Origin of the sequence: Sphingobium naphthae (assembly GCF_043589935.1) — a bacterium.
In the GTDB taxonomy this organism is placed as follows: Bacteria; Pseudomonadota; Alphaproteobacteria; order Sphingomonadales; family Sphingomonadaceae; genus Sphingobium; species Sphingobium naphthae_A.
In genome coordinates, this window is sequence record NZ_CP171454.1 from 1,361,240 (window position 1) to 1,387,871 (window position 26,632).

Annotated in this window: 24 protein-coding genes; 11 read left to right on the plus strand and 13 right to left on the minus strand. The window is 65.2% G+C overall.

All coding sequences use genetic code 11. The annotated features are described in order from the left end of the window. Positions 1-12: 12 nt before the first annotated feature. Both argS and ACGGKE_RS06660 read right to left on the minus strand, forming a co-directional pair. Complete coding sequence (gene argS, locus ACGGKE_RS06655; protein WP_394441215.1) at positions 13-1,740, minus strand: arginine--tRNA ligase; 1,728 nt, start codon at positions 1,738-1,740, stop codon at positions 13-15. Positions 1,741-1,898: 158 nt separating this feature from the next. Beyond that, positions 1,899-2,507 carry a hypothetical protein gene (locus ACGGKE_RS06660; RefSeq protein ID WP_394441781.1) on the minus strand — a complete coding sequence of 203 codons (609 nt, stop codon included), beginning with the start codon at positions 2,505-2,507 and terminating at the stop codon, positions 1,899-1,901. A gap of 162 nt (positions 2,508-2,669) precedes the next feature. Between ACGGKE_RS06660 and ispH the strand changes: the two genes are divergently transcribed. The 3 genes from ispH to rnhA are packed head-to-tail and all read left to right on the plus strand — an operon-like array spanning position 2,670 to position 5,111. Beyond that, positions 2,670-3,629, plus strand: a complete 960-nt coding sequence (ispH, locus tag ACGGKE_RS06665; protein ID WP_394441217.1) for a 4-hydroxy-3-methylbut-2-enyl diphosphate reductase — start codon at positions 2,670-2,672, stop codon at positions 3,627-3,629. 52 nt (positions 3,630-3,681) lie between these two features. Then, positions 3,682-4,668, plus strand: coding sequence for a homoserine kinase (thrB, locus tag ACGGKE_RS06670; RefSeq protein WP_394441220.1), 987 nt, complete (start codon positions 3,682-3,684; stop codon positions 4,666-4,668). Then, positions 4,665-5,111 (plus strand): ribonuclease HI, encoded by a 447-nt coding sequence (gene rnhA, locus ACGGKE_RS06675; protein ID WP_394441223.1) that lies wholly within the window; start codon positions 4,665-4,667, stop codon positions 5,109-5,111. Before thrB ends, rnhA begins: the two co-directional genes overlap by 4 nt. A gap of 59 nt (positions 5,112-5,170) precedes the next feature. Here the strand turns inward: rnhA and ACGGKE_RS06680 are convergent, their stop codons facing one another. Further along, positions 5,171-6,988 (minus strand): DUF885 domain-containing protein, encoded by a 1,818-nt coding sequence (locus ACGGKE_RS06680; RefSeq protein ID WP_394441227.1) that lies wholly within the window; start codon positions 6,986-6,988, stop codon positions 5,171-5,173. 206 nt (positions 6,989-7,194) lie between these two features. Between ACGGKE_RS06680 and ACGGKE_RS06685 the strand changes: the two genes are divergently transcribed. The 6 genes from ACGGKE_RS06685 (at position 7,195) to grxD (ending at position 11,170) form a co-directional block, all read left to right on the plus strand. Beyond that, positions 7,195-7,881 carry a glutathione S-transferase family protein gene (locus ACGGKE_RS06685; protein WP_394441230.1) on the plus strand — a complete coding sequence of 229 codons (687 nt, stop codon included), beginning with the start codon at positions 7,195-7,197 and terminating at the stop codon, positions 7,879-7,881. Between the two features lie 100 nt (positions 7,882-7,981). After that, positions 7,982-9,433: a 3-isopropylmalate dehydratase large subunit gene (gene leuC, locus ACGGKE_RS06690; protein ID WP_394441233.1), complete on the plus strand. Its 1,452-nt coding sequence runs from the start codon at positions 7,982-7,984 to the stop codon at positions 9,431-9,433. A gap of 109 nt (positions 9,434-9,542) precedes the next feature. Beyond that, positions 9,543-10,148: a 3-isopropylmalate dehydratase small subunit gene (gene leuD / locus ACGGKE_RS06695; RefSeq protein ID WP_394441237.1), complete on the plus strand. Its 606-nt coding sequence runs from the start codon at positions 9,543-9,545 to the stop codon at positions 10,146-10,148. 57 nt (positions 10,149-10,205) lie between these two features. Next, positions 10,206-10,529 carry a DUF1476 domain-containing protein gene (locus tag ACGGKE_RS06700; RefSeq protein ID WP_394441240.1) on the plus strand — a complete coding sequence of 108 codons (324 nt, stop codon included), beginning with the start codon at positions 10,206-10,208 and terminating at the stop codon, positions 10,527-10,529. Positions 10,530-10,542: 13 nt separating this feature from the next. Beyond that, positions 10,543-10,776 carry a BolA family protein gene (locus ACGGKE_RS06705; protein WP_317516079.1) on the plus strand — a complete coding sequence of 78 codons (234 nt, stop codon included), beginning with the start codon at positions 10,543-10,545 and terminating at the stop codon, positions 10,774-10,776. A 61-nt stretch (positions 10,777-10,837) separates the two neighbouring features. Then, the gene (gene grxD / locus ACGGKE_RS06710; RefSeq protein WP_228165729.1) at positions 10,838-11,170 is read left to right on the plus strand and encodes a Grx4 family monothiol glutaredoxin; all 333 of its coding nucleotides are present in this window, start codon (positions 10,838-10,840) and stop codon (positions 11,168-11,170) included. Positions 11,171-11,634: 464 nt separating this feature from the next. Here grxD and ftsH read toward each other — a convergent pair whose 3' ends face one another. The 6 genes from ftsH to ptsP all read right to left on the minus strand — a co-directional run bounded on the left by ftsH (position 11,635) and on the right by ptsP (position 19,208). Continuing rightward, positions 11,635-13,584 (minus strand): ATP-dependent zinc metalloprotease FtsH, encoded by a 1,950-nt coding sequence (gene ftsH, locus ACGGKE_RS06715; RefSeq protein WP_394441244.1) that lies wholly within the window; start codon positions 13,582-13,584, stop codon positions 11,635-11,637. A gap of 99 nt (positions 13,585-13,683) precedes the next feature. Continuing rightward, a complete protein-coding gene (locus tag ACGGKE_RS06720; RefSeq protein ID WP_394441247.1) occupies positions 13,684-13,875 on the minus strand; it encodes a hypothetical protein in 192 nt (63 codons plus the stop codon). A gap of 136 nt (positions 13,876-14,011) precedes the next feature. Further along, entirely contained in the window at positions 14,012-14,956 is a 945-nt protein-coding gene (gene tilS / locus ACGGKE_RS06725) for a tRNA lysidine(34) synthetase TilS (protein WP_394441250.1), read from the minus strand. Further along, positions 14,947-15,849 (minus strand): hypothetical protein, encoded by a 903-nt coding sequence (locus ACGGKE_RS06730; RefSeq protein ID WP_394441254.1) that lies wholly within the window; start codon positions 15,847-15,849, stop codon positions 14,947-14,949. Before ACGGKE_RS06730 ends, tilS begins: the two co-directional genes overlap by 10 nt. 160 nt (positions 15,850-16,009) lie before the next feature. Next, a complete protein-coding gene (locus tag ACGGKE_RS06735) occupies positions 16,010-16,861 on the minus strand; it encodes a helix-turn-helix domain-containing protein (RefSeq protein ID WP_394441257.1) in 852 nt (283 codons plus the stop codon). A gap of 73 nt (positions 16,862-16,934) precedes the next feature. After that, complete coding sequence (ptsP, locus tag ACGGKE_RS06740; protein ID WP_394441261.1) at positions 16,935-19,208, minus strand: phosphoenolpyruvate--protein phosphotransferase; 2,274 nt, start codon at positions 19,206-19,208, stop codon at positions 16,935-16,937. Between the two features lie 172 nt (positions 19,209-19,380). Here ptsP and ACGGKE_RS06745 point away from each other — a divergent pair, with 172 nt between their 5' ends. Both ACGGKE_RS06745 and ACGGKE_RS06750 read left to right on the plus strand, forming a co-directional pair. Further along, positions 19,381-20,541: a pyridoxal phosphate-dependent aminotransferase gene (locus ACGGKE_RS06745; RefSeq protein WP_394441264.1), complete on the plus strand. Its 1,161-nt coding sequence runs from the start codon at positions 19,381-19,383 to the stop codon at positions 20,539-20,541. 119 nt (positions 20,542-20,660) lie between these two features. After that, the gene (locus ACGGKE_RS06750) at positions 20,661-21,827 is read left to right on the plus strand and encodes a pyridoxal phosphate-dependent aminotransferase (protein WP_394441267.1); all 1,167 of its coding nucleotides are present in this window, start codon (positions 20,661-20,663) and stop codon (positions 21,825-21,827) included. A 155-nt stretch (positions 21,828-21,982) separates the two neighbouring features. Here the strand turns inward: ACGGKE_RS06750 and ACGGKE_RS06755 are convergent, their stop codons facing one another. From ACGGKE_RS06755 to gatC, 4 genes are all read right to left on the minus strand, one after another. Then, positions 21,983-22,585, minus strand: a complete 603-nt coding sequence (locus ACGGKE_RS06755) for a DJ-1/PfpI family protein (protein ID WP_394441269.1) — start codon at positions 22,583-22,585, stop codon at positions 21,983-21,985. 313 nt (positions 22,586-22,898) lie between these two features. Next, complete coding sequence (gene gatB / locus ACGGKE_RS06760; protein ID WP_394441271.1) at positions 22,899-24,401, minus strand: Asp-tRNA(Asn)/Glu-tRNA(Gln) amidotransferase subunit GatB; 1,503 nt, start codon at positions 24,399-24,401, stop codon at positions 22,899-22,901. Between the two features lie 329 nt (positions 24,402-24,730). After that, positions 24,731-26,215, minus strand: a complete 1,485-nt coding sequence (gene gatA, locus ACGGKE_RS06765) for an Asp-tRNA(Asn)/Glu-tRNA(Gln) amidotransferase subunit GatA (RefSeq protein ID WP_394441274.1) — start codon at positions 26,213-26,215, stop codon at positions 24,731-24,733. A 99-nt stretch (positions 26,216-26,314) separates the two neighbouring features. Next, positions 26,315-26,602, minus strand: a complete 288-nt coding sequence (gatC, locus tag ACGGKE_RS06770) for an Asp-tRNA(Asn)/Glu-tRNA(Gln) amidotransferase subunit GatC (protein ID WP_228167671.1) — start codon at positions 26,600-26,602, stop codon at positions 26,315-26,317. Between the last annotated feature and the right edge of the window lie 30 nt (positions 26,603-26,632).

The window sequence follows — 26,632 nt, forward strand, 5'->3', positions numbered from 1 at the left end:
ACACCTCGCTCGTCACTGCATCTCGGTCAGCGCGACCACACCCATCAGCGCCAGCCCGTTGCGGATAATCTGCCCTATTCCCTGCGCCAGGAAAAGTCGCGTGGCAGTGAGCGCCGGATCATCGGCCAGAATGACGCGGGCGCGCGGATCATCATTGCCCATATTCCACCAGCCGTGGAAGGCAGAGGCCAAGTCGTTGAGATAAAAGGCGATGCGGTGCGGCTCGCGCGCTTGGGCCGCGCCCTCGACGACGCGCGGAAATTGCGCGGCGAGCTTCACCAGCCCCAATTCCGCCGTCCCAAGAAGGGACAGGTCGGGCGCAGGCAGGTCGATCCCCGCTTCCTCAGCCCGGCGGCCGAGCGAGGAAATGCGGGCATGGGCATATTGCACATAGAAGACCGGATTGTCCTTCGACGCCTCCACCACCTTGGCGAAATCGAAGTCCATCTGGGCGTCGGCCTTGCGTGTCAACATGGTGAAGCGGACCACGTCCTTGCCTACTTCGCGCACGACATCGGCCAGCGTGACGAAGTTGCCCGCGCGCTTGGACATCTTCACCGGTTCGCCATCGCGCAGCAGGCGGACCATCTGGATGAGCTTCACGTCGAAGCGCGCGCGGCCTTCGGTCAGGGCGGCGACCGCCGCCTGAATGCGCTTGACCGTGCCGGCATGGTCGGCGCCCCAAATGTCGATCAGCTGATCCGCGCTCTGCGCCTTCTGGAAATGATAGGCCATGTCGGCGCCGAAATAGGTCCAGCTGCCGTTCGATTTCTTGATCGGCCGATCCTGATCGTCGCCGAATTTGGTTGAGCGGAACAGCGGCAGCTCCACCGGCTCCCAATCGTCGGGCAATTCGCCCTTGGGCGCTTCCAGCACGCCGTCATAGACCAGATCATGGGCACGCAGCCAGGCTTCGGCCTCGGCCGGCTTGCCGGCGGCCTGCAGCTCGGCCTCGGAGGCGAAAATATCGTGATGGATGCCAAGCAGCGCGAGATCGCTGCGGATCATGTCCATCATCCGGGCAACGGCAAAGGTGCGGAAGGGGACGAGCCATTCCGCCTCCGGCGCATTGACGAAGCGGTCGCCATATTCCGCCGCCAGCGCCTGTCCCACCGGCACCAGATAGTCGCCGGGGTAGAGGCCTTCGGGAATGGCGCCCACATCCTCGCCCAGCGCCTCGCGGTAGCGCAGATGCGCCGAGCGAGCGAGCACGTCCACCTGGCCGCCGGCGTCATTGATATAATATTCGCGGATCACCTTGTGACCCGCATATTCCAGCAGCGTCGCCAGCGCGTCGCCCACCACCGCGCCGCGACAATGGCCCATATGCATGGGACCGGTCGGATTGGCCGACACATACTCGACATTGACCGTGACGCCCTGCCCCAGCTGCGAACGCCCATAATCGGCGGCGTCGCCATGGATGGCGGCCAGTTCCGCGCGCCAGGTGGCGTCAGTCAGCGTCATGTTGATGAAGCCCGGTCCGGCGATCGTGGCGCTCGTCACCTCGTCCAGCGCCTGCAGCTTGCCGACGATCGCTTCGGCCAGCGCGCGCGGATTGGTGCCGGCGGGCTTGGCCAGCACCATGGAGGCATTGGTGGCGAGATCGCCATGGCTGGGGTCGCGCGGCGGCTCGACCGTCACCGGCTTGCGGTTGAGGCCGGCGGGCAGCACGCCTTCGGCTTCCAGCGCATCCAGTACGGCGTCGAGATGAGCGGTGAAACGGGTGTAAAGGGACACGCGGAGATTCCTGTCTGTCCCGTTCGCCCTGAGTAGCCACCGGGCTTATCGAAGTGGCGTATCGAAGGGTCTGTTCCAATCCCATGCTTCGATACGGGCCTCGACAAGCTCAGCCCCTACTCAGCACGAACGGCAATGTGAGTGGGTCGAACTTGCGCTTAGCGGGTCGCGTTATATCGCAGCTGGTCCTGGGTCAGGTTGAAGCCCACGAGCAGCTCGAAACTGGTGCGCTGCAGGGCCGCCTTGACGTCGGGCTGTGCGAAGGGGTCGATCGCCGCGTCGGCATCACCGGCCTTGCGCTTCTGCGTGATCTTCTGCTGGATTTCGGCCGGCAGGGTCGCCGCGCTCTTGTTGACATAGGACCCGGCCTTGGCCTGCGCGCTGGCGCGATATTCGCCGGCCGCAAAGTTGAGCGTCACCTGGCCGATCCGCTTGGCGACCACGGCGCTGCCCCCCTGCACGACGGCGGAGAAATAGGGCAGCACCACCTGCCGCGCAGCGCTGGCGTCCGTGCGGCGGGCGTTCACCACGAAGGTCGCCTCGGTATAGAATTGCTCGCCATCGGCGCAGGTGGAGCGCAGGTCGGTGATGTTCGCGACCACGTCGATCGCCGAGGCATCCGTGCTGTTCGCCGGGTTGAACAGCGTGATGTCGCCGGTCTGGGCAGGGATTGCCGCCGTCGGGCAGGCAGACCGCACCGACACGATGCCGCCCGTCGGATCGATCTCACCGCGCCGCGAGCAGCCTGCCAGAGCGAGAGCCAGCATGGCGGTCAGGGCGATAGAGGATTTTTTCACAGGCAGATATTCCTTGGCGGGGCCGGACGCTTTGGGCTTCCTTATCCATCCCCCGCGCGCCACGCAACTGCCAGCCGACCGCTTTCATTGCGCCTCTTTCTTCCGCGGCGTCATTGGCCTAAGCCGCTGCGCATGACGCACGCGCCCGATCCCCTTCGCCCCATGACCCTGTTGATCGCTGCGCCGCGCGGCTTCTGCGCCGGCGTCGATCGCGCGATCATCATCGTGGAGCGGGCGATCGAGAAATATGGCGCGCCCGTCTATGTCCGTCACGAAATCGTCCACAATAAATATGTCGTGGACAATCTGAAGGCGAAGGGCGCGATTTTCGTCGAGGAACTGGACCAGGTGCCCGATGGCGTGCCGGTCGTCTTTTCCGCCCATGGCGTGCCCAAGGCGGTGCCCGAAAAGGCGCAGGAACGCGGGCTCGACTATCTGGACGCCACCTGCCCGCTGGTCAGCAAGGTGCATCGCCAGGCCGAACGGCAGGTGGACAGCGGCCGCCATATCCTCTTCATCGGACATAAGGGGCATCCTGAAGTGATCGGCACCTTTGGCCAGGTGCCCGCAGGATCCATGACGCTGATCGAGTCGGTCGAGGATGCGGAGCGTTTCGTCGCTGTCGACCCCGACAATCTGGCCTTTCTGACGCAAACCACGCTGTCGGTGGATGACACGGCAGCGATCGTGGCTGCCCTGCACCGGCGCTTCCCGACGATCGCCGCGCCCAGGGGCGAGGATATCTGCTACGCGACCTCCAACCGGCAGACCGCGGTCAAGGCGATCGCCGGGCAGTGCGATGCGCTTTATGTGATCGGCGCGCCCAACAGCTCCAATTCGCTGCGCCTGGTCGAAGTCGCCGAGCGCGAAGGCACGCCGGCCCGGCTGATCCAGCGTGCGGATGATGTCGATTTCGCCTGGCTGGACGATGTGCGCACGCTGGGCCTCACCGCGGGGGCCTCCGCCCCCGAGATATTGGTGCGCGAAGTGGTGGATCGTATCGCCAGCCGCTTCGATGTCACCGAGGAACAGGTGGAAACCGCCCGGGAAACCATTTCCTTCAAGCTGCCGCGTGGGCTGGAGAGCGCGTGACCGCACCCCCTTGGCGACGTTCGCACCAAATCAAGATCAGGGCTGATCGCTGATGGCCGTTTATACCCATGTTCCCGCCGAAGACATTGACGCCTTCCTCGCCCGCTATGATGCCGGGCGGCTGGTGTCGGCCAAGGGCATCGCCGAAGGGGTGGAGAACAGCAATTATCTGCTGGAAACCACCGGGCCGGACAGTCAGGCCGGCGGCGGGCAGCGCTATATATTGACGCTCTATGAAAAGCGGGTGGATGAGGCCGACCTGCCCTTCTTCATGGACCTGCTCGATCATCTGGGCGCGCGCGGGTGCCGCGTGCCGCGCTTCATCGCCGATCGCGATGGCCGGCGGCTGCAGCAACTGGCCGGGCGCCCCGCCTGCCTGATCGAATTTCTGACCGGGATCAGCGTTACCGAACCCACGCCCGCGCAGGCGCGGGCGGCGGGCGCGGCGCTGGGAATCCTGCACAAGGCGGCGCAGGGTTTTGCCGGCGAAAGGCGCAATGCGCTGGACAAGGCTGGCTGGCACGCCCTCGCCGCTCGGTGCGGCGCGGACCTGGACCAGATTCAGCCCGGCCTTTCCCAACGCGTCGCCGACGAACTAGTTTGGCTCGACGCGCACTGGCCCGGCGACCTGCCGCATTCAGTGATCCATGCCGATCTCTTCCCCGACAATGTGCTGATGCTGGGGGACGAAGTGACGGGCCTGATCGACTTTTATTTCAGCTGCACCGATGTCCGCGCCTATGACCTGGCGGTAACGCACAGCGCCTGGTGCTTCAGCAATGATGGCGCGACCTGGTTTGGCGAGCGCGCGGCGGCGCTGGGCGCCGGCTATGCCGAAGCGCACGGCCTGACCGACGCCGAGCGCGCCGCTTTCCCCGCATTGTGCCGGGGCGCGGCGCTGCGCTTCCTGCTGACGCGCGCCTATGACTGGATCAACACGCCGGCCGACGCGCTGGTGACGCGCAAGGACCCGCTTGCCTATCTGCGCCGGCTGGATTTCTACGCCAAGGCTGATCCGGCGGAGCTGCTGGGCGCATGAGCGATCTTCCCCATGTCGACATCTTCACCGACGGCGCGTGCAAGGGCAATCCGGGCCCCGGCGGCTGGGGCGCGGTGCTGCGCTTCGGCGACACGGAGAAGGAGATTTCGGGCGGCGAGCCACAGACTACGAACAACCGCATGGAAATGATGGCGGCGGTTGAGGCGCTCAACCTGCTGAAGAAGCCGTGCGCGGTGACGGTCCATACCGACAGCAAATATGTGATGGACGGCATCACCAAATGGGTGTTCGGCTGGCAGAAGAAGGGCTGGAGGACCGCCGACAACAAGCCGGTCAAGAATGTGGAGATCTGGCAGGCGCTGGTGAAGGCGGCGGCGCGGCATCAGGTGACGTGGAAATGGGTCAAGGGCCATGCCGGCCACCCGGAAAATGAACGCGCCGACCAGCTGGCCTGCGCAGCGGCGGAAACGTTCCGCCGCTGAGGCCATGTCGCGTCGGCCGAAGGATGCCGACTATTCTTCGGCCGACGCGAGCGGATCGCTCAGGACGCGATGCCCGAGCGCCTGCGTACCGTCTGCTTCAGAATATCGAGCGGCATCGCGCCCAGCGTCAGCACTTCATGGAACTGCTTGATGTCGAAGGCCGCGCCCTGCTTCTTCTTCACTTCCTCGCGCAGGTCGTTCCAGACGGTGTGACCGATCTTGTAGCTGCACGCTTGGCCCGGCCAGACGGTATAGCGGTCAATCTCGCCCTGGCTGCGGCCGCGCGCGATGCCGGTGGTGGCGATCAGGAAGTCGGTCGCCTTCTCCCGACTCCAGCGCTTGGCATGCATGCCCGAATCGACAACCAGACGCGTCGCGCGGAACAGCAGCGATTGCAGATAGCCGACCTGCCCCAGCGGATCGCCTTCATACAGGCCCATTTCGTCCGCCAGCTGTTCGGAATAGAGCGCCCAGCCTTCCGAATAGCCGCTATAGCCACCGCGCCGGCGGATCATCGGGATGGCATCGGATTCCAGCGCCACCGACACCTGGAGATGGTGACCCGGCACGGCTTCATGATGAGTGAGCGTCGCAAGGCCGAATTTCGGCCGGTCGAACGTGTCGCGCAGGTTGATATAATAGATGGCGGGCCGCGATCCATCCAACGAGGCGTTCTGATAATAGCCGCCCGGCGCGCCAGCCTGGATCGTCACGGGAACGCGCCGCACTTCCACCGGCGCCTTGGGCAGGGTGCTGGGGGAGAATGCCTCGGGCAATCGCTTGCTCATCGCGATGATCTGGCGGTTGAGCTGCGCCAGCAGCGCCTCGCGCCCCGGATCGGTGTTGGGATACAGCTGGTCGGGCCGCTTGTTGAGCGCCACCAGCCGTTCGCCCACGCTGCCCTGGCTCATGCCCTCGCCCTTGAGGATCGCGTCGATGCGGCCGCTGATCTGCGCCACCTGATCCAGGCCGATGCGGTGGATTTCCTCGCCGCTGAGCTTGGTCGTGGTCGCCGCTTCGGCCGCATTGGCGTAGAAGGCCTCGCCATCGGGCAGACGCCAGCAGCCCGCGTCATGCACCGCCTTCGCCCGCAGCGCCTGCACCAGCGCGCGCTGGCGATCGACGGCGGGGAAGATCTTGTCCGCCACGATCCTTTCCGCCTGCGCTGCGCGTTCGGGCGGCAAGCCGGCCTCGCTCAGCTTCTTGACAAAGGAGGTGACCAGCACCGTCTGCGCCGCCGGCTGGTCGCGCAGCGCCGCCTGCATCTTCATCGTCGTGTCCAGGATATAGTCGGGCGCGAACACGCCCCGGGCGGCGTCGGCCTTCTGCCGCTCCAGCTCGCCGTCCATGGCCGCGGGGAAGGCTTCGAGGCGCGAGAGATAGGCGTCGGCGTCCGCCGCATCCTTCACGCGATGCTGCGAATCGAGGAAGTCGGGGATTTCGCGATAGCTGCCGGTTAGCTGGGACAAAATATAGGGCGCATAGCGGCCCATGGTCTCGCCATAGCCGAACTGCTCGCCACCCAGCGACCGGTCGAACTGATAGGAGATGACATCATAGTCGAGTTGACTCGCTTCGCTGAGCGTTGCGCGATCGACGCTGGCGAGGCGGCGGGCTTGCGCCTTCACCCGCGAAACATCTTCGGCGACGCCTGCGGCGCTGGTGTCGCTCAACTGGCCGCGCAGCGCCGCCCGCGCCCCGGTGTCAAGGCCGAGCCGGGTCGCGCTTTCGGGTGATGATTCCAGCCGTTCGTAGAAAAACTGGTCCAGCATCGCCCGGAACTGGGCATCGGCAGTCGCGGTCTGGGCAAAGAGGCAGGGAGTCGCGGCGGCGATCGCAGTCGCGCCGCTGGTGGCAAGAAATTGGCGTCGGTTCACGGCTGGATAGCTCCATGATCGGGAGGAGGCGATACGAATGCACCGCGCAGGATGACCGCCCTTGTGCCGCCAGATCAGAGCTTTGGCTAGGGCCTAAGCCCCCGCTCGCATAAGCTGCCCTTCTGTAAGGCGCGATCGTAGCGGCTATATCGCGCCGCGCCGATCCGCTAAGCCGCGCCCACCAGTTGAAGGGAGCATTTCGCGCCATGACCTACACGCTCATTACCGCCAACCGCAATTACAGCAGCTGGTCGCTGCGTCCCTGGGTGTTGATGAAGGCGCTGAACCTGCCCTTTGAGGACCGGATCGAGCCCTTCGCCGCAGCGAGCAACTATGCCGCGTTCCGCAGCTTCTCTCCCACGGGACAAGTGCCTGCGCTGATCGACGGCGACCGCACCGTTTGGGACTCGCTGGGCATCACTCTCTACCTGGCTGATCGCCACGCCGGCGTCTGGCCCGCGGACGAGGCCGCCCGCGCCTTCGCACAATGCGCCGTGGCGGAAATGCACAGCGGCTTCGCCACGCTGCGCAGCGACTGCATCATGAATGTAGGCGTGCGGGTGGAACCCAATATCCATTCGCCCGCGCTTGGCCGTGATATCGCCCGGTTGCGCGAATTGTGGGAACAGGGGCTCGATCGCTTCGGCGGCCCCTTCCTGGCGGGCTCGGTCTTTACCGCGATCGACGCTTTCTATGCGCCTGTCGCTTTTCGCGTGCGCACCTATGGACTGGATGTCGGCCCGGCGGGGCAGAACTGGGTCGATCATATGCTCGCCCATCCGGCCATGAAGCAGTGGGAAGACGAGGCGCTGGCGGAACGCTGGCGCGAGGAAAGCCATGAGGCGGAGATCGGCGCGGCTGGGAAGATCATCGCTGATTATCGGGCGGCGTAACCACAGCGTAACTTTCTTGCCAGCTTGCGGTGAAAAACAGCCGATTTCGGTCGCACACCCCCTTTCCCGATTCGCCGGACGGGTCTAGGGGGTGAGCATCATGGTCAATGCCCGCACTCTCTACGAAAAAATCTGGGACGCGCATGTCGTCGAACGGCGTCCGGACGGCACCTGCCTCATCTATATCGATCGTCATCTCGTGCATGAGGTGACGAGCCCGCAGGCGTTCGAGGGTCTTCGCCTTGCCGGGCGCAAGGTGCGCCGGCCCGACCTTACCCTGGCGGTGCCCGACCATAATCTGCCCACTACCCCGCGCCGCGACGCGGCGGGCAACCGCATCCCGATCGCCGATCCGCAAAGCGCCGAGCAACTCGCCGCGCTGGAGCGCAACGCGCCCGAATTCGGCGTGCGCCTGATCGGCGACGCCGATCGCGAACAGGGGATCGTCCATGTTGTGGGGCCCGAACAGGGCTTTACCCTGCCCGGCACCACGCTGGTCTGCGGCGACAGCCACACCAGCTCGCATGGCGCGCTGGGCGCCCTGGCCTTCGGCATCGGCACCAGCGAGGTGGAGCATGTGCTTGCCACCCAGACATTGCTGCTCAAGCAGTCGAAGACAATGGAAGTCGTCGTCGAGGGCGAACTCGCTCCCGGCGTCACGCCCAAGGATGTGGCGCTCGCCATTTGCGGCGCGATCGGCACGGCGGGCGGCACGGGTCATGTCATGGAATATCGCGGGTCGGTCTTCCGCGACATGTCGATCGAGGGCCGGCTGACGGTCGCCAACATGTCGATCGAGGCGGGCGCGCGATCGGGCCTGTTCGCACCCGACGAAAATACGTTCGCCTATCTCAAGGGCCGACCGATGGCGCCCAAGGGGGCAGACTGGGATGCGGCGGTGGCCTATTGGCGCACCCTGCATAGCGATGAGGGCGCCGTCTTCGACAAGAGCGTCGTGATCGATGCGGCGGATATCGTGCCCACCGTCACCTGGGGCACCAGTCCCGAGGATGTCGTGCCGATCACCGGCGCCGTGCCCGACCCGATGAGCTTCGCCGATCCATCCAAGCAGGCGGCCGCTCGCAAGTCGCTCGACTATATGGGGCTGACCGCGGGCCAGCGGATGCAGGATGTCGCGATCGAACATATCTTCATCGGCAGCTGCACCAACAGCCGGATCGAGGACCTGCGCGCCGCCGCCGCGCTGCTGCAGGGCCGGCATGTTGCGCCCGGCATCAAGCATGCGATGGTTGTGCCGGGCTCCGGCCTGGTCAAGGCGCAGGCCGAGCAAGAGGGGCTGGATCGCATCTTCCTGGACGCGGGTTTCGAATGGCGCGAACCGGGCTGTTCGGCCTGCCTGGGGATGAACCCGGACAAGGTGCCGGCTGGCGAACGCTGCGCATCGACCAGCAATCGCAATTTCATGGGCCGCCAGGGGCCGGGATCGCGCACGCATCTGGTGTCGCCCGCCATGGCCGCCGCCGCCGCCATTACCGGGCGGCTGACCGATGTTCGGGAACTGCTTGCCACCAAAGAGGGGACGGTCGCGTGAAGAAGATTTTCTGGCTGCTGACGCTGGGCGCCTTGGCGAGTGCGGCGGTGGCCGCGACGCTGGGCCGCGCCGAAGACACGCCGGCGCCCGAGGTGCAGAAGGCGAACTGATGGACAACCTCACCACGGTCGAAGGCCGCGCCTATCCGTTCGGGATGAAGAATGTCGATACCGACATCGTCATCCCCGCGCACTGGCTCAAGACGATTTCCCGCACCGGCCTTGGCAAGGGCGCGTTCGAAGTGCTGCGCAAGGAACCGGGCAATGTCTTCGACGACCCCGCCTATGCGGGCAGTCCGATCCTGATCGCGGGGGACAATTTCGGTTGCGGCTCCAGCCGCGAACATGCCGCCTGGGCATTGGCGGATCTGGGGATCAAGGTCGTGATCGCACCCAGCTTTTCCGACATTTTTTCGGGCAACGCCTTCAAGAACGGCATATTGACGGTCGTCCTGCCGCAGGCGGCGGTGGACCGGCTGATGGAGGTCGCCCGGACCGACCGCATCCATGTCGATCTGGACGCGCAAAGCGTCACCACCCCGTTTCAGGATCGCTTCTCGTTCGAGATCGACCCGTTCCGCAAACATTGCCTACTCGGTGGGCTGGACGAAATCGGCCTGACGCTGGGCGACGCCGATGTGATCGACCGCTATGAGGCGACGCAGGCGCAGGAACGCCCCTGGATCGTGCCCGCTTCCGCTGCGGCCGTTGCGTAACCGCGCGCTTCTTCCTATCACCTGTCGGCAACAAGCCATCCAACGGGGCATAATCGCATGACCACCTTCGACGATCGCGAAAAGGCGTTCGAAAATATGTTCGCTCATGACCAGGAAATGCAATTCCGCATCCAGGCGCGGCGCAACCGGCTGCTGGGCGAATGGGCCGCGGCGAAGATGGGCCTGACGCCTGAAGAAACCGACGCCTATGCCAAGGCGGTGGTGCAGGCCGATTTCGAGGAAGCGGGCGATGAGGATGTCATCCGCAAGCTGGTCGGCGACATGACCCTGGCGGGCATCGACATCGATGAAGCGGGCGTGCGCGCCGCGCTGGACGAACAGGCGGTGATCGCGCGCCGCATGTTCATGGAAGCGCAATAAGGACGCGACGACCATGCCGATGGCCGCCGACGACATTGCGGACATGATCCGCGCCGCCATTCCCGACGCGCAGGTCGAAATTACCGATCTGGCGGGCGATGGCGATCATTATGCGGCGCGCGTAGTCTCGGAAAGCTTCCGGGGCTTGAGCCGCGTCGCGCAGCAGCGCGCCGTCTACGCCGCGCTGGGCGGGCGCATGGGGGGCGTGCTCCACGCCTTGCAACTCACCACCGCTGTTCCCAACTAACGGTTCACATGATTTTTCGCTCGCTCCCAGGCAGCGACGACAGACAGGAATGGAAACTAAAATGACCGACGCCGTGCAGCAGCGGATCGCAGAAATTGTGGGCGGCCACGATGTAGTGCTCTTCATGAAGGGCACGCCGCTTTTTCCCCAGTGCGGCTTTTCCAGCCGCGCCATTGCGATCCTGGAGCATCTGGGCGTGGGCTATGATACGGTAGACGTGCTGCAGGATCAGGCGATCCGCCAGGGCATCAAGGCCTATTCCGACTGGCCTACCATCCCGCAGCTCTATGTGAAGGGCGAATTTGTCGGCGGCAGCGACATCATGATGGAAATGTACGAGGCGGGCGAGCTGCAGCAGCTCATGACCGATCAGGGCGTCGCGCCGGCCAACTGAGCAGCGACGAAGCGATAGCGAAAAGGCGGTCCGTATGGCGGGCCGCCTTTTTTGTTGTTCGCGGGCCTTCAGCGCATCGTCACAGTTGGGCGGTGAGATTGATCGGCGCTTCATGTGCCGACTTGTTTTTTTCGGCCGGGGAGTTGAGCGGCCCGCACCTCCTCTCCCGGCGTCTCCGCGAAAGCGGCGATCCAACTCACCGTCGGCAGCGCGGTCAAAGTGGCGATGGGGGTCCCCGCCTTCGCGGGGATGACGAGGGTATAGGCGATGTGCCGCTCGGAATGTCCTGTACCTGTCAGCCGGCCAGGGACCCATCGCCCACCCTTCTCGCCTCTGCTGACAAGACGACCACGTAGCGCGTCGGGATCAGGTGATATTGGTCAGTCACAGAAGGCCGGCGCACTGACCCAACGAAAAAGGCGCCACCTTGCGGCAGCGCCTTTTGCGTCAATCGCTTCCCAGCCTCACGCGCCGGCGGGCGTGGGATCGCCGAATGGTCCCTTGCGCTTGCGGATCTTCGGGATGGAAGAACCGGCCGCCGGGATGACCGAAGGCTTGATCGTCGTGCCGTCGTCGCGGGTGATTTCGCCCTGCTCCAGCAGCGTCTTGATCTCCTCGCCCGTCAGCGTCTCATATTCCAGCATGGCGTTGGCGAGCAGGTGCAGTTGGTCCTCATGGCCCTTCAGAATTTCCTGGGCGCGAGCATAGCCCTGCTCCACCAGACCGCGGATTTCCTTGTCGATCAGCTTCGCCGTCTCGTCCGACATATGGACGCGCTGGCTCTGCGAATAGCCAAGGAAGGTCTCGCCCTGCTGCTCCTCATATTGCAGCGGACCCAGCTTGTCCGACATGCCCCACTGAGTGACCATGTCGCGCGCGAGCTTGGTCGCATATTGGATGTCGCCCGACGCGCCGCTCGACACCTTGTCATAGCCGAAGATGATTTCCTCGGCGACGCGCCCGCCCATGGCGACGGCCATGTTCGCGTGCATCTTGTCGCGATGATAGCTGTAGCTGTCACGCTCCGGCAGGCGCATCACCATACCCAGCGCACGGCCGCGCGGGATGATGGTGGCCTTGTGGATCGGATCCGACGCCGGCTCATGGACCGCGACGATGGCATGGCCGGCCTCATGATAGGCCGTCATCTTCTTTTCGTCGTCGGTCATGACCATGGAGCGGCGTTCGCTGCCCATCATGACCTTGTCCTTGGCCGCCTCAAACTCGTCCATCGCGACCAGGCGCTTGCCGCGACGGGCTGCCATGAGCGCTGCTTCGTTGACGAGATTAGCGAGGTCCGCGCCCGAGAAGCCCGGCGTGCCACGCGCGATGGTGCGCGGATTGACATCGGGCGCCAGCGGCACCTTCTTCATATGCACGGCCAGGATCTTCTCGCGCCCCTCAATGTCCGGACGCGGCACCACGACCTGACGGTCGAAGCGCCCCGGACGCAGCAGCGCGGGGTCCAGCACATCGGGGCGATTGGTCGCCGCGACGATGATGATGCCCTCATTGGCTTCAAAGCCGTCCATTTCGACCAGCAGCTGGTTCAGCGTCTGCTCGCGCTCGTCATTGCCGTTGCCCAGGCCCGCCCCGCGATGGCGGCCGACCGCGTCGATTTCGTCGATAAAGACGATGCACGGCGCATTCTTCTTGGCCTGCTCGAACATGTCGCGCACGCGGCTGGCGCCGACGCCGACGAACATCTCGACAAAGTCCGAACCCGAAATGGTGAAGAAGGGCACGCCCGCCTCACCCGCAATGGCGCGGGCCAGCAGCGTCTTGCCGGTGCCGGGCGACCCGACCAGCAGCGCACCCTTGGGAATCTTGCCGCCCAGCCGCGCGAACTTGCTTGGATCCTTCAGGAACTCGACGATCTCCTGCAATTCCTCACGCGCTTCGTCGATGCCGGCGACGTCATCGAACGTCACCTTGCCATGCTTTTCGGTCAGCAGCTTGGCCTTGGACTTGCCGAAGCCCATGGCGCCGCCCGCGCCGCCGCCCTTCTGCATCTGGCGCAGCACGAAGAAGGCGATGCCCAGGATCAGCAGGAACGGCAGCGACTGATAGATGAGGATCATCCAGAAGCTCGGCTGTTCTTCCGCCTGGCCCGAATATTTGACGTTGAAGTCGTCCAGCATCTTGGGGAGGCCGGGATCATTGACCGGCACGGTGCTGAACTTCTGTCCGCCCGCCAGCGTGCCGGTGATCCGATCGGGCGCGATCGCGACTTCCTTGACCTCGCCTTCCTGCACCTTCGACCGGAATTCGGAATAGGCGATGCCGGTGCCGGCCGTCGTCGCGGTGCGGCTGTCGAACAGCGACACGAACAATAACAGGGCGACAATCACGCCGGCCCAAATCATCGCGCTCTTGATCCAGGGATTACCCTGCGGGTCTTTCTCGTCGTTCATCATCACTCTCTTTCACCCGCCAAGATAGGGCACGCCGGCAAAAGCGCAAGCGGAGCGCGCACCCTGCCACAGCCGCGATTTACCAGGGCTGACGGGGCTTCAAGCGAATCCCGCGATCGTCAGCGCCAGATAGCCGAGCGCAAGCGCCAAGCCCCCCGATAGACCACACAGCACATAGCCCATATAGAGGAGAAGCGGCGGATGCGGACGAGCGAGCTTCCGATTGCGCTGCGCCGCCGACAGGATGATGCTCGCCAACAGGCCGTAGGACAAAGCCGCGAATTCAAACATGCATGAACATTCCCGCTAGAAAGCCGGGCCCATAGCATAGCGGGCGTTAACCAAGCGTCACTGCGCCTCACAATGCGGCGAGTTGTGAGCAGGGCGCGCCGATCTGCGGAACCTTTCCGTAACGACCGTTGAGTGACTATCGTCGCTCGGGGGCGGAATAAAGGGTCCAGCTATGCCCACCACGCAGCAGCCAGTCGCCCAGACTGCCCTGCCTCCCTGCCGCTGCTTGCGCCATGGCATGGTCCAGGCTGTCGCCGCGCGGCGAAGGCGCCCCTGCCAACATCAGCATGTGCAGCACCAGACGCCGCAGATATTCGCGCGGCAGGTCGGTCCGATCCAGTCGCCACCCGTCGCCTTCGGCCTGGACATGCGCCTCGGCAAGCTGCGCCACGCTCCACGCGATCGCCGCTTCCGCCTCCGCCAGCGCCGCCGCACTGCGCGAAGCCGCTTCAGCATCCAGCCACGGCGCATCCGCCAGAGCGCGCCGAAGGAACGCGCGATCGAAGCGCAGGTCGATGTTGGAGGGATCCTGTGCATGCGGCAAGCCTTGCGCGTCGGCCAGAGCCTGAAGCACGGCCCTCCGCTCGCCCAGCAGCGGCCGGATGACCCGGCCCGATCGCGCGCGCACCCCGGCAAGGCCGCCTACGCCAGACCCGCGATTGAGGCGCATCAACAGCGTTTCCAACTGGTCGTCGGCATGATGCGCGGTCATGATCCAGTCCAGTCCCTGCCGGACTCGCCACTGCTCGATCAGCCGATAGCGCATGGCGCGCGCCCAGGCCTGCACATTGCCGGTGACAGGAGCGTCAGGCGCAAGCGTCGCATGCGCAATGCCCTGCCCCGCGCACCAGCGCGCCACCATGGCCGCCTCGCCCGCCGACTCCGCGCGCAATCCATGATCGACGGTCACCGCCGCCACGCGACCGGGAAAGGCGCGTGCCGCCAGATACAGCAGCGCCATGCTGTCCGGCCCACCCGACACGGCGACGCCGAATCGCGCCGCATGATCATCACCCACCAGCGCCTGGGTTGCGACGATCAGTCGCGACTCCAGCGCCGCGTCGTCGCCTGTCAGCTGCACTTCGCCTGAGCGCGGCCCTTGTCCATCATGCCGCGCAGGCTGGACGACAGGCTGCCGCCATAGACCTGATCCAGTTCCTGATAGACCTTGCAGGCGTCGGCCGGCTTCTTGAGCTGGATCAGCGCCTCGCCCAGATAGGCGAGGCTGTCGGCCGCACGCTCGCCGCGCGGGCGCTTCTGGTAATTTTCGTAGAAGGCGACCGAGGCGAGCGCCGGCTTGCCATCGTCCAGATAGGCGCGGCCCAGCAGATTCTGCGCCCGACTGCCGACCGAACTGTCGCCATATTTGTCGACCGTGGCCTTCAGCTGCGCCTGCGCCTCCGGATAGAATTTTGCGTCCCACAGGCGGAAGCCATAGGTATAGGCGTCATTGGCGGCGTCGCCCGTGTCGGGCCGTTCGATGGCGGCGACCGCTGTCTTGCGCGCATCGCTGGCGCCGGCCGGCGCGGCCGGCTTGGGCGCGGGCGCAGCAGGCCGGGGCGCAGCCGGCGCGGTCGGCGCCATGGCGGGCGGAGCGACCGCCGGCGCCATGCGCGAATCCGCCTCCGCCTTATATTTGGTGAAGGATTCTTCCAGCTGACGCAGCTTGTAGCTGTTCTCCTCCACTTGGCCGGTGATGGAGGCAAGCTGCGATTCCAGCGCGTTCACGCGCGCGGTCAGGTCGGCGATGGGCGTGGAAGCCGGCGTGCCAGGGGACGGAAGCGGCGTCGCCGGCCGTGTAATCTCGGCCTCGATCGGCGTGCCTGCGGGAAAGACCTTGCGCTGCACCGCGCGCATTTCCTTTTCCAGCCGGTCGACCCGCCCTTCGACGCTGCTCTGCGCAACGGCTGGCGGCGCAAGCGCGATCAGCGCGCCCCCGATCAGTGCTGAGGTCGCGTAAAAGGCGTGACGCATGATGTTCCCCGACTGCGGCGCCGCCCGGCATGGGCCATAAGCCTGCCCTGCCGGAAAACGCATTAAATCCAAGTGGCAGCGCCGCCCCGCTCGAAACGGCCGCTGCCCGCCTTAACCATATAGCCTTATTTCCTGCGGTAAAGCGGGACCTGCGCTGCGGTCAGTTTGCCGGAGCCGATGCCGGCATAGCCTGACCCGCTGCAGGCGCTGCCTGCGCTCCGGCCGCAGCAGCGCCACGCGCCACCAGCGCTTCGGCGCTGACCGGAACATCGGCGATGGTGCGATCGGCCTCGTCCAGCGGCGCGACCGGCTTGCCACCGACGGTCACGCTCAATGCCTGCGGGCGGCCGGTCAATATGGTCGGATTGCGTGCGCCCGCCGGCAGCGTGAACTGCTCGCCCTTTTTCATCATGCCGTCCTTCAGCCGCTCGCCGGCTTCATCGACGATGCGCAGCCACACGTCGTCGACGGCGGTGAAGACGACCGTCTGCGGCACCGGCGCGGCGGGCGCCGTGACGCCGGCCGGACGCGCGGCGGGTCGGGCGGGCGCCTGCGCAGCGATTTCCTCGCTGGTCGGCGGGGTGAACAATTGCGTCCGCCAGATGATGTAGCCCCCGATCAGCAGCAGCACGATGGCCGCCAGCGTCCAGGCCAGCGTGCGCGACGGCACACGCGCGGGATCGGCGGGTTCGAACGCCTCATAGCGATTGGCGCCAAGGTCGGATCCATGCACCGCTTCGCGCACTTCCGCCGCGATCACGACCTCATCCAGATCGACGGCCCGGGCGTAGGCGCGCGCAAAGCCGACCGCATAGGGGATGCCGGGCAGCGCGCCATAATCGTCGCGCTCGACCGCTTCCAGCTGGCGCTGCGCGATGCGTGTGCGGGTGGCGACATCCTGCAGGGACAGGCCTTGCGCCTCGCGGGCGGCGCGCAGCTTCGCCCCGGGGGTGCTGGGTTGCGTTTCTTCCACCGGCGTCGCGCCGGGTTCGACTTCTGGTTCTTCTGCCATGCTGCTCCGCGACCTTTGGTGGTCGGCCTTGTCTCATTGCGGGACGGGCATTGTCAACGCCGCTGCCGCCGTTTCAACTCAGTTCGACACCCCGCTCGACCGCCCATTGCGTCAGCCGCGCACGGATGTCCAGCACCCCGTCATTCAGCCATTCGCGCATCATCATCTGCAATGCGCTGGCGTCGATCGCGCGGATCATCGCCTTGACCGGGCCGACCGATGCAGGTGTGATCGACAGGCGCCGGATGCCGAGGCCGATCAGCGCCATCGCCTCCAGCGTCCGCCCGCCCATTTCGCCGCAGACGCCGACCGGCACTTGGTGCGTCGCGCAGGCCCGCACCACCCGATCCAGGAAGCGCAGAATGGCGATGCTCAGCCAGTCATAGCGTTCGGCGAGCTTTGGATGCGCACGATCCGCCGCGAACAGGAACTGAGTCAGATCATTGGTGCCGATCGACAGGAAGTCGATGCGCGGCAGCAGCAGGTCCAGCACCTCGGCAAGCGCCGGCACTTCCAGCATCGCGCCATATTTGACGGCGATCGGCAGCTTCTTCTTCTGCCCCTGCAGCCAGTCGCGCTGATGCTCGACCAGGGCGCGCGCTTGCTCATATTCCCAGGGTTCGGACACCATCGGGAACATGATGTTCAGCACCTTGCCCGCGCTCGCCTCCAGCAGCGCGCGCGCCTGTGCCTTCATCAGTGCATCACGCTCCAGAGCCAGCCGCAGCGCGCGCCAGCCCATCGCCGGATTATCCTCCAGCTCCTCGCCATCGCGCTGCATATAGGGCAATGCCTTGTCGCCGCCGATGTCGACCGTGCGAAAGATGACCGGACGATCGCCCGCCGCATCCAGCACATCCTTGTAAAGCCGCTGCTGCTTTTCCCGCTGCGGCAGGGTTGCGGACACCAGAAACTGAAATTCGGTGCGGAACAGGCCGATGCCGTCCGCGCCGACAAGGTCCAGCGCCTGCGCGTCCTCGCGCAGGCCGGCATTGACCATCAACTCGATCCGCTGCCCGTCGGTGGTGACGGACGGCAAGTCGCGCATCGCAGCGAATTCGGCCCGGCGCTTCTGCGTCACATGCAGCTTGTTCTCAAACGCCTCGTCCATGTCGGCGCTCGGGCGGATCAACAGCGTATTCTCGGCCACGTCCATCAGGATGAGGTCGCCTTCGTTCAGCTGGTGGCGCACGTCCCTGACCCGCCCCAGCACCGGCACGCCCATGGCGCGCGCGACGATGGTGACATGAGCGGTCAGCGATCCTTCCTCCAGGATCACGCCCTTCAACCGCCGCCGGTCATATTCCAGCAACTCGGCCGGCCCCAGGTTGCGCGCGATCAGGATGGCGTCCTGCCGCAGCCCCAACTGCGCCGCGGTGCCCAGCTGCCCCGACACGATGCGCAGCAAGCGATTGGCCATGTCCTCCAGATCGTGCATCCGGTCCTGCAGCAGCGGATCGTCGATCTGCCGCATCCGCATCCGCGTACGCTGCTGCACGCGCTCGATCGCGGCCTCGGCGGTCAGCCCGCTGTCGATCGCCTCATTGATGCGCCGGATCCAGCCTTCGTCATAGGCGAACATCTTGTAGGTTTCGAGCACCTCCTGATGCTCGCCTTCGGTCCCGAATTCGGCCGCGCCGGTCATGCGGTCGATCTGCTCGCGCATCTTGGCGAAGGCGGAAATGACGCGCTGCCGCTCGGCCTCGGTATCTTCCGCCACCGTATGTTCGACATGGATGCGCGGCTGATGGAAGACGGCGTGGCCGCGCGCCATCCCCATGACCAGCTGCAACCCGTGCAACATGGTCGTGCCGGTCTCCGCGACCCGCGCGTCCGCCGGACCGTCGTCGGCCAGTTCCGCATTGGCGATCAATTCGGACAACACCATGGCGACCGTCTGCAACGCCTCGATCTCGACCTCTTCATACCGGCGCGGCTCCACATGCTGCACGCACAGGACGCCGATCGCGCGCTCGCGCCGTACGATCGGCACGCCGGCGAAGCTGTGGAACCGGTCCTCGCCGGTTTCGGGGCGATAGGAGAAATCGGGATGCGCCGCCGCTTCGTCCAGGTTCAGCGTCTCGACGTTGGTGGCGATCAGGCCCACCAGCCCCTCGCCCATCGCCATGCGCGTGACATGCACCGCCTCCTGCTTCAGGCCGCGCGTCGCAAAGAGTTCCAGCACGCCTTCGCGCACCAGATAGATGGAGCAGACCTCGCTCGAGAGCGACTGCCCGATGATCTCCACCACCTTGTTCAGTTTCGCCTGCGCGCTGTTGCGCGACGCCATCACCTCCTGCAGCAGGACAAGGATCTGGCGGGCGGCGGCGGCGGGCGTCGTGGGCATGGACAAGCGCTAACAGATTGCTCTTGCGACTTCCAAGATTCATGCGTGGCAGAGGCGGCAAAAAAAGCTGCGCCGCCTGCAAGCCAGGCCATTTGCATGGCGGAAACATTCTGTACATTCGTCCAACGGGATGAGCGGCCTTTCACGCACGGGCCGGCAGGGAGACAGGACCATGGCGACGCAACCCGACATGACGCATTTCGAACAGGATCTCATCGACCGCGGCTATTCGCGCCGCCAACTGGCGAAGGCGGCCGCGCTGCTGGGCGCGGCGACGGCGACGCTGCGTGTGACGGGGGCTGCGGCGCAGCAGGCGGCCAAGCCGGTCGAAGGCGCCGTGCGCATCGGCGCCAACGAATGCTGGACCGGTCCCTTCCCGGTGGCGGCAGAAGCCGCCTACAAGCTGGTGAACGAGGGCAATCGCTACGAGCCGGACGATGAGCATCAGAAATTGTTCGCCGCCGTGTCCGCCGTGGAGGGCATTCCGGCCGACCATGTCACCGCATGGCCGGGATCGTCCGACCCGCTGAGCCGCGTCGCGGTCGCCTATGCCTCGCCCACGCGCGGCATCGTCACCGCGAACCCGACCTATGAGGCGATCTGGCGCACTGGCGACTGGCTGGGCGCGAAGGTCACCAAGGTGCCGCTCACCAGCGATTATCGCCATGATGTGAAGGCGATGCTGGCCGCCGATCCCAATGCGGGCGTCTATTATATCTGCTCGCCCAACAACCCGACCGGCACGGTGACGCCACTGGCAGACATCGAATGGCTGGCCAACAACAAGCCCAAGGGTTCGATCCTGGTCGTCGATGAAGCCTATATTCATTGGTATGACGGCCCCAACGCCGCCAAACTGGCCGCTTCGCGCGATGACGTGTTGATCCTGCGCACCTTCTCCAAATTGTTCGGCATGGCGGGCATGCGCCTGGGCCTTACCTTCGCCAGCCCGACGCTGATGGAAAAGATGATGCGCTATGATGGCGGCCAGGTCACCGCGATGCTGCCCATGACCGCGGTCGCCTGCGGCACGGTGTCGGTCGCGCAGGCGGACCTCATCAAGGCGCGCCGGGCCGAGATGGTCGCCGCCCGCGCCAAGGCTGTAGATCACCTCAAGGCCAAGGGGCTGAAGGTGATCCCCGGCAGCGAGGCGAACATGTTCATGGTCGATTGGGGCAAGCCCGCCAAGGATATGCAGGCTGCCATCCTCGTCGAAAATGTGCAGATCGGCCGCAACTGGCCGATCTGGCCCAATGTCTCGCGCGTCTCGGTCGGATCGATGGCGGAAATGGAGGCGTTCAACGCAGCGGTGGACAAGGTCTGGAAGGCCTGACGCAAGCTCGCTTCAACAATGCAAAATAAAATCGGTATCGGGCGGCGGCACATTGCGGAAATGTGTCGCCGCTTCGTCTTTCTCCTGTGTGTGTTTCTTGCAGAACGGGGACGGACGACATGACCATGATGCTGAACAAGGATGCCAGGGAAGACCTGATGGACCGCGGCTATTCGCGCCGCCAACTGGCCGAAGTCGCCGCGCTGGTCGGCGCGGGCGTCGCCGCCAGTTCGTTGCTGGGCGGGGCGGCCCAGGCGCAGCAGCAGGCCGCCCGCGGCGTCGCGGGCGCGGTGCGCATCGGGTCGAACGAATGCTGGACCGGCCCCTTCCAGTCGGGCGTCGACGCCGCTGCCAAGGCCGCATCGCTCGGCAACTGGTATGATCCCGACAATTATCGCGGCGAATTGGTCAAGACCGTGGCCTCGGTGGAAGGCATCCCCGAAAGCCATGTCATGCTCTGGCCGGGTTCGGGCGGCCCGCTGGTCAGCACCGTCGCCGCCTTCTGCTCGCCCACCAAGGGACTGGTGACCGCCGATCCGACCTTCGAATCGGCCTGGCGGACGGCCGACTATCTCAAGGCGCCGATCGCAAAGGCGCCGCAGGCGCCGGGCGCGGGCCATGACGTCAAGGCGATGCTGGCAGCCAATCCCAATGCGGGCCTTTATTATATCTGCACGCCCAACAATCCGACCGGCACGATCACGCCGCTCGCCGACATCGAATGGCTGCTCGCCAACAAGCCCAAGGATTCGATGCTGCTGGTCGATGAAGCCTATATCCACTTCTCCGAAGCGCCGAGCGCGGCAAAGCTGGTCGCAGGTCGCAAGGATCTGATCGTCATGCGCACCTTCTCCAAGCTGTTCGGCATGGCGGGCGTGCGCCTGGGCCTCACCTTCGCCGATCCCGAGCTGCAGAAGCGGATCATGCTTTTCGGCCCGACCGCCGGTGGCCTGTCCATCACCGCCATGGCCTGCGGCAACGCGGTCTATCCCGAAGCGTCGCTGATCAAGGCGCGCCGCGAGGAAATGATCGCCAACCGCGAAGAGACAATCGCCTGGCTCACGAAGAAGGGGATCGACGTCCAGACGGGCAGCGAGGCCAACATGTTCATGATGGATTGGAAAAAGCCCGCCAAGGAGATGCAGACGGCGATGCTGAACACACCGGAAAAGGTGCAGATCGGCCGCAACTGGGCGATCTGGCCCACCGTTTCGCGCGTTACGGTGGGATCGGCCGAGGATATGGCCAAGTTCCGCGCCGCCGTGGAAAAGGTTTACAAGGCCTGAGCCGATTGCGCCTCCCAAGCGAAAGGGCGTCCGGTCCGCCGGGCGCCCTTCTTTTTTGGCTGCATGGCCCTGGGGCGTGTTGGAACGGGAAGAGGCGCGATCCCTTAGCCTGCCTTGGCGCTCAACATGCGCTGTTCCCCACAAGCCACCAACGATTAGGCCATGACCGGCAGGAAAGGCGTCACAATGCCCATGACGCGCGCGACCGTCTCCGCCTTTTCGCCGACCGGCGCGACATAGTCGATCACCGCCCGCGCCTCCTCTTCTCCTGCCCCGCGCGCGATCGCCCAGGCGGCCAGATAATAGGCTGCCATGCATCCACCCGCCGTGGCGACATTGGCGGACGCGTGAAATGGCGCTTCGATCACGCGGACGCCCGCCTCCTCCGCCCAGGGCCGGCTGGTGCTATCGGTGCAGACCGGCACGTCCTGCAGCAGCCCCATCGCGGCCAGCACCAGCGCGCCGGAACATTGCGCGCCGATCAGTTGCCGCGCAGGGTCGAACGCAAGCCGCGCCATCAGCGCTGCGTCCGCCGCGACCGCACGAGTCCGCACGCCGCTGCCGACCAGAATGATGTCCATCTCCGGAAGGACATCCAGCCCGATACCGGGCGTCACGATGACCCCGTTCATCGACGTGACGGTCTCACCCGGCGCGCAGATCATCGCACGCCAGCCCTTCACGCGATTGAGCAGCGACAGCGCGACGAAACTGTCCTGTTCGTTGAAGCCGTCAAAGGTCAGGATCGCTATCTGCATCGCTTCGCCTCCCGTTCATCCTAGGCAAGCCTAGGCGCGTGACGAAACGGGCGCGCGGGCCGGCTGCGAACCATTGGCCCCGTTAGCCGCCGGCAGGCGCGACGCGGCGATTGTAATCAATGCGGATGCGCACCCAGCTGCCGATTATCATCTTGCCATCGACTCGCGGCGGCAGAACCGGGAATCGCCACGTTGGGAGCCGCACCGCGCAGCGCATGGATCTTGATCCATGAGACCGCATAGAGGCGAGGTCCGCCGTTGCCTTGCACAGGCTCGCGCAAAAGCACGCACATGCCAAGCAGGCGGGGCCGGCTCAGGCCAGCCCCTTCTTCACCAGTTCGTTGACGATCTGGGGATTGGCCTTGCCCTGCATCGCCTTCATCGTCTGGCCGACGAAGAAGCCGAACAAGGCTTCCTTGCCGCCCTTATATTGCGCGACCTTGTCGGCGTTTCGGGCCAGCACATCGGCCACCACCGCCTCGATCGCGCCGGTGTCGGACGTCTGCTTCAGGCCCTTTTCCTCAACGATGGCCGCAGGCCGCTCGCCGGTTTCGAGCATGATCTCGAACACCTGCTTGGCGATCGTGCCGCTGATCGTGCCATCGGCCACCAGCGCCAGCAGCTCCGCGCCTTCCTCGGGGCTGACGGGGCTTTCCTCCAGGCTCTTGCCGAGCCGGTTCAGCGCGCCATAGAGTTCCGACAGCAGCCAGTTGGCCGACGCCTTGGCGACTTCGCCCTCGCTCTTCTTCTGGATGCGCGCGCCTTCGGCCAGCAGCGCCTCGAACCAGCGCGCCGTGTCGGCGTCGGCCGTCAGCGTCGCGGCATTATAGGCGGACAGGCCCAGCCCCTGCTCGTAGCGCTTGCGCTTGACGTCGGGCAGTTCGGGCAGCGACTGGCGGCATTCCTCCAGAAAGGCGTCGTCCAGCTCCAGCGGCAGCAGGTCGGGGTCGGGGAAGTAGCGATAGTCATGCGCATCTTCCTTCGACCGCATCGAGCGTGTCTCGTTGCGATCGGGGTCGTAGAGGCGCGTTTCCTGCACCACCGTGCCGCCGGATTCCAGCACGTCGACCTGGCGGCTCGCCTCATGCTCGACCACGGCCATGACGAAGCGGACCGAATTGACATTCTTCGTCTCGGTGCGCGTACCGAACGGCTCGCCGGGCCGGCGGACCGACACGTTCACGTCGGCGCGCATCGAGCCCTGGTCCATATTGCCATCGCACGACCCGACATATCGCAGGATAGTCCGCAGCTTCGACAGATAGGCGCCGGCCTCGGCGGGCGAGCGCATGTCCGGCTTCGACACGATCTCCATCAGCGCCACGCCCGACCGGTTGAGATCGACATAAGAGCTGGTGGGATGCTGGTCATGCATCAGCTTGCCCGCATCCTGCTCGACATGGATGCGCTCGACGCCGATCACCTTGGTGCTGGCCTCGGGGTTCTTCTCGTCCAGCACGATCTCGATCTGCCCCTCGCCCACGATCGGGTGGTAGAGCTGGCTGATCTGATAGCCCTGCGGCAGATCGGCATAGAAATAATTCTTGCGGTCGAAGCGCGACCATTTGTTGATCTGCGCGTCGATCGCCATGCCGGTGCGCACCGCCTGACGAATGCACTCGCGGTTGGGCACGGGCAGCATGCCGGGCATCGCCGCGTCGACCAGCGAGACCTGCGTATTGGGCTCCGCGCCGAAGGCCGTCGCCGCGCCAGAAAAGAGCTTGGCATTCGACGTCACCTGCGCATGGACCTCCAGGCCGATCACGACCTCCCACTCGCCGGTTGCGCCCTGGATGCGATAGGTTGATTCAGTCATATTATCGCTCCAAGTGCCTCAACGTGTCGTGTATTTCCGCAGCGAGAAAATTTGCATCTGGGCCGCTCACTGGGAAGTGCTGAAACATCCGCTTGATGTAGTCTCTCCGCTCTGGAAATTTTCTCAATTCGTTGATGATCGCACCAGTTTCGAACCCATATTTGTTTGGTTCGCCTAACCTAATAGTCAAAGCCCGGAATTTTTCGAACTGCTCATGCGCTTGCTTCCGACGCTCATTCCGAACGTGTTGCGTTGCTGACCAAGCTATAGCTGTCAGTGGCAAAACCAGTCCTAGCCACGCAATGACCTGATCCCAAGTGTAGATCATCTTACCACCACTTCTCCGGCCGCGCGGTGAAGCCAGCCCGCTCCTCGATCGCCAGCGAAGCGTTGAGCACGGTCTGCTCGTCCAGCGCCTTGCCGATCACCTGGAGGCCGATCGGCAACCCCGCCGAGTCCAGCCCGCCCGGCACCGCCATCGCCGGCAGCCCGGCCAGCGAGGCGGGCACGGTGAAGACGTCGTTCAGATACATGGCCAGCGGATCGGCTTGCTTCTCGCCCAAGGCAAAGGCGGCGCTCGGTGCGGTCGGCGTCAGCAGCAGGTCGCACTTTTCGAACGCCAGCTCGAAATCACGCGCGATCAGTGCCCGCACCTTCTGCGCCTGGGTATAATAGGCGTCGTAGAAGCCGGCCGACAGCACATAGGTGCCGATCATGATGCGACGCTTCACTTCCGGCCCGAAGCCGGCAGCGCGGGTGGCGGCATACATATCCTGCAACCCCGCCCCATCGGGCAGATCGCGCTGGCCGTAACGCACGCCGTCATAGCGAGCGAGGTTGGACGAGGCTTCGGCCGGCGCGATGATATAATAGGTCGGCAGCGCGTACTTTGTATGCGGCAGAGACACCTCCACCACTTCGGCGCCAGCGTCCTTCAGCCATTCGATGCCGCGATCCCACATGGCGGAGATTTCGGCGTTCAGCCCATCGGGGCGATACTCCCTGGGAATGCCGACCGTCTTGCCCTTGAGGTCGCTCGACAGATTGGCTTCCCACTGGGGCACGGCCAGGTCGAGCGAGGTCGAATCCTTGGGGTCGAAGCCCGACATGACTTCCAGCAGGATCGCATTGTCGCGCACTGTGCGCGCCATCGGCCCGGCTTGGTCGAGCGACGAGGCGAAGGCCACGATGCCCCAGCGCGAGCAGCGGCCATAGGTCGGCTTGATGCCCGAAATGCCGGTGAAGGCGGCGGGCTGGCGGATCGACCCGCCGGTATCGGTGCCGGTCGCCGCCGGGCAGAGCCGCGCGGCAATGGCCGAGGACGACCCGCCCGAGGAGCCACCCGGCGCCAGCGCGGCGTTGCCGCCATCCTTGCGCCGCCAGGGCGAGATCACATTGCCATAATAGCTGGTCTCGTTCGACGATCCCATGGCGAACTGGTCGAGGTTGAGCTTGCCCAGCATGCCCGCGCCCGCCGCCCACAGCTTGCCCGACACGGTCGATTCATAAGTGGGCGTGAAGCCCTCCAGCATGTGGCTGGCCGCGGTCGTCTGCACGCCCTGGGTACAGAACAGGTCCTTCATGCCGATGGGCACGCCCGCAAGCGCCCCCAGCGTTTCGCCCGCGGCCTTCGCCTTGTCAGCGGCATCGGCCGCGTCCAGCGCCTTTTCCGGCGTCTCGACGATGAAGGCGTTGAGCGCCTTGGCCGCGGCGACATTGGCGTTGAACGCCTCCGCCACCTCGCGCGCCGAAAAGTCGCCGCCGCGAAAGCCGTCGCGGATGTCGGCTACGGTGAGATCAGTCAGATCAGTCAAAACTCTAACCCCGTTCGGGCTGAGCCTGTCAAAGCCCAGTCCTTCTTGAAGAGAAGTGCAGCCCTTCGTCCAGCGCAGGGCGAACGGCGACAGGAAAGGTCACTCGATCACCTTGGGCACCGCGAAAAAGCCATGTTCGGCCTGCGGCGCATTGGCCAGCACCTTGTCGCGCACATTGCCGTCGGTGACCACATCGTCGCGCAGCCGTTGCTGGTTGGGGATGACGGCGGTCATCGGCTGCACGCCGGTCACGTCCACCTCGCCCAGTTGCTCCACCCAGCCCAGGATGTTGTTGAGTTCGGGCACCATCGCCTCCGCCTCGGCATCCGTCACGGAAATGCGCGACAGGCTGGCGATCTTTTTCACGGTCTGAAGGTCTATCGACATGGGCTGCCGCTACCATCGGCACCGCCCTGC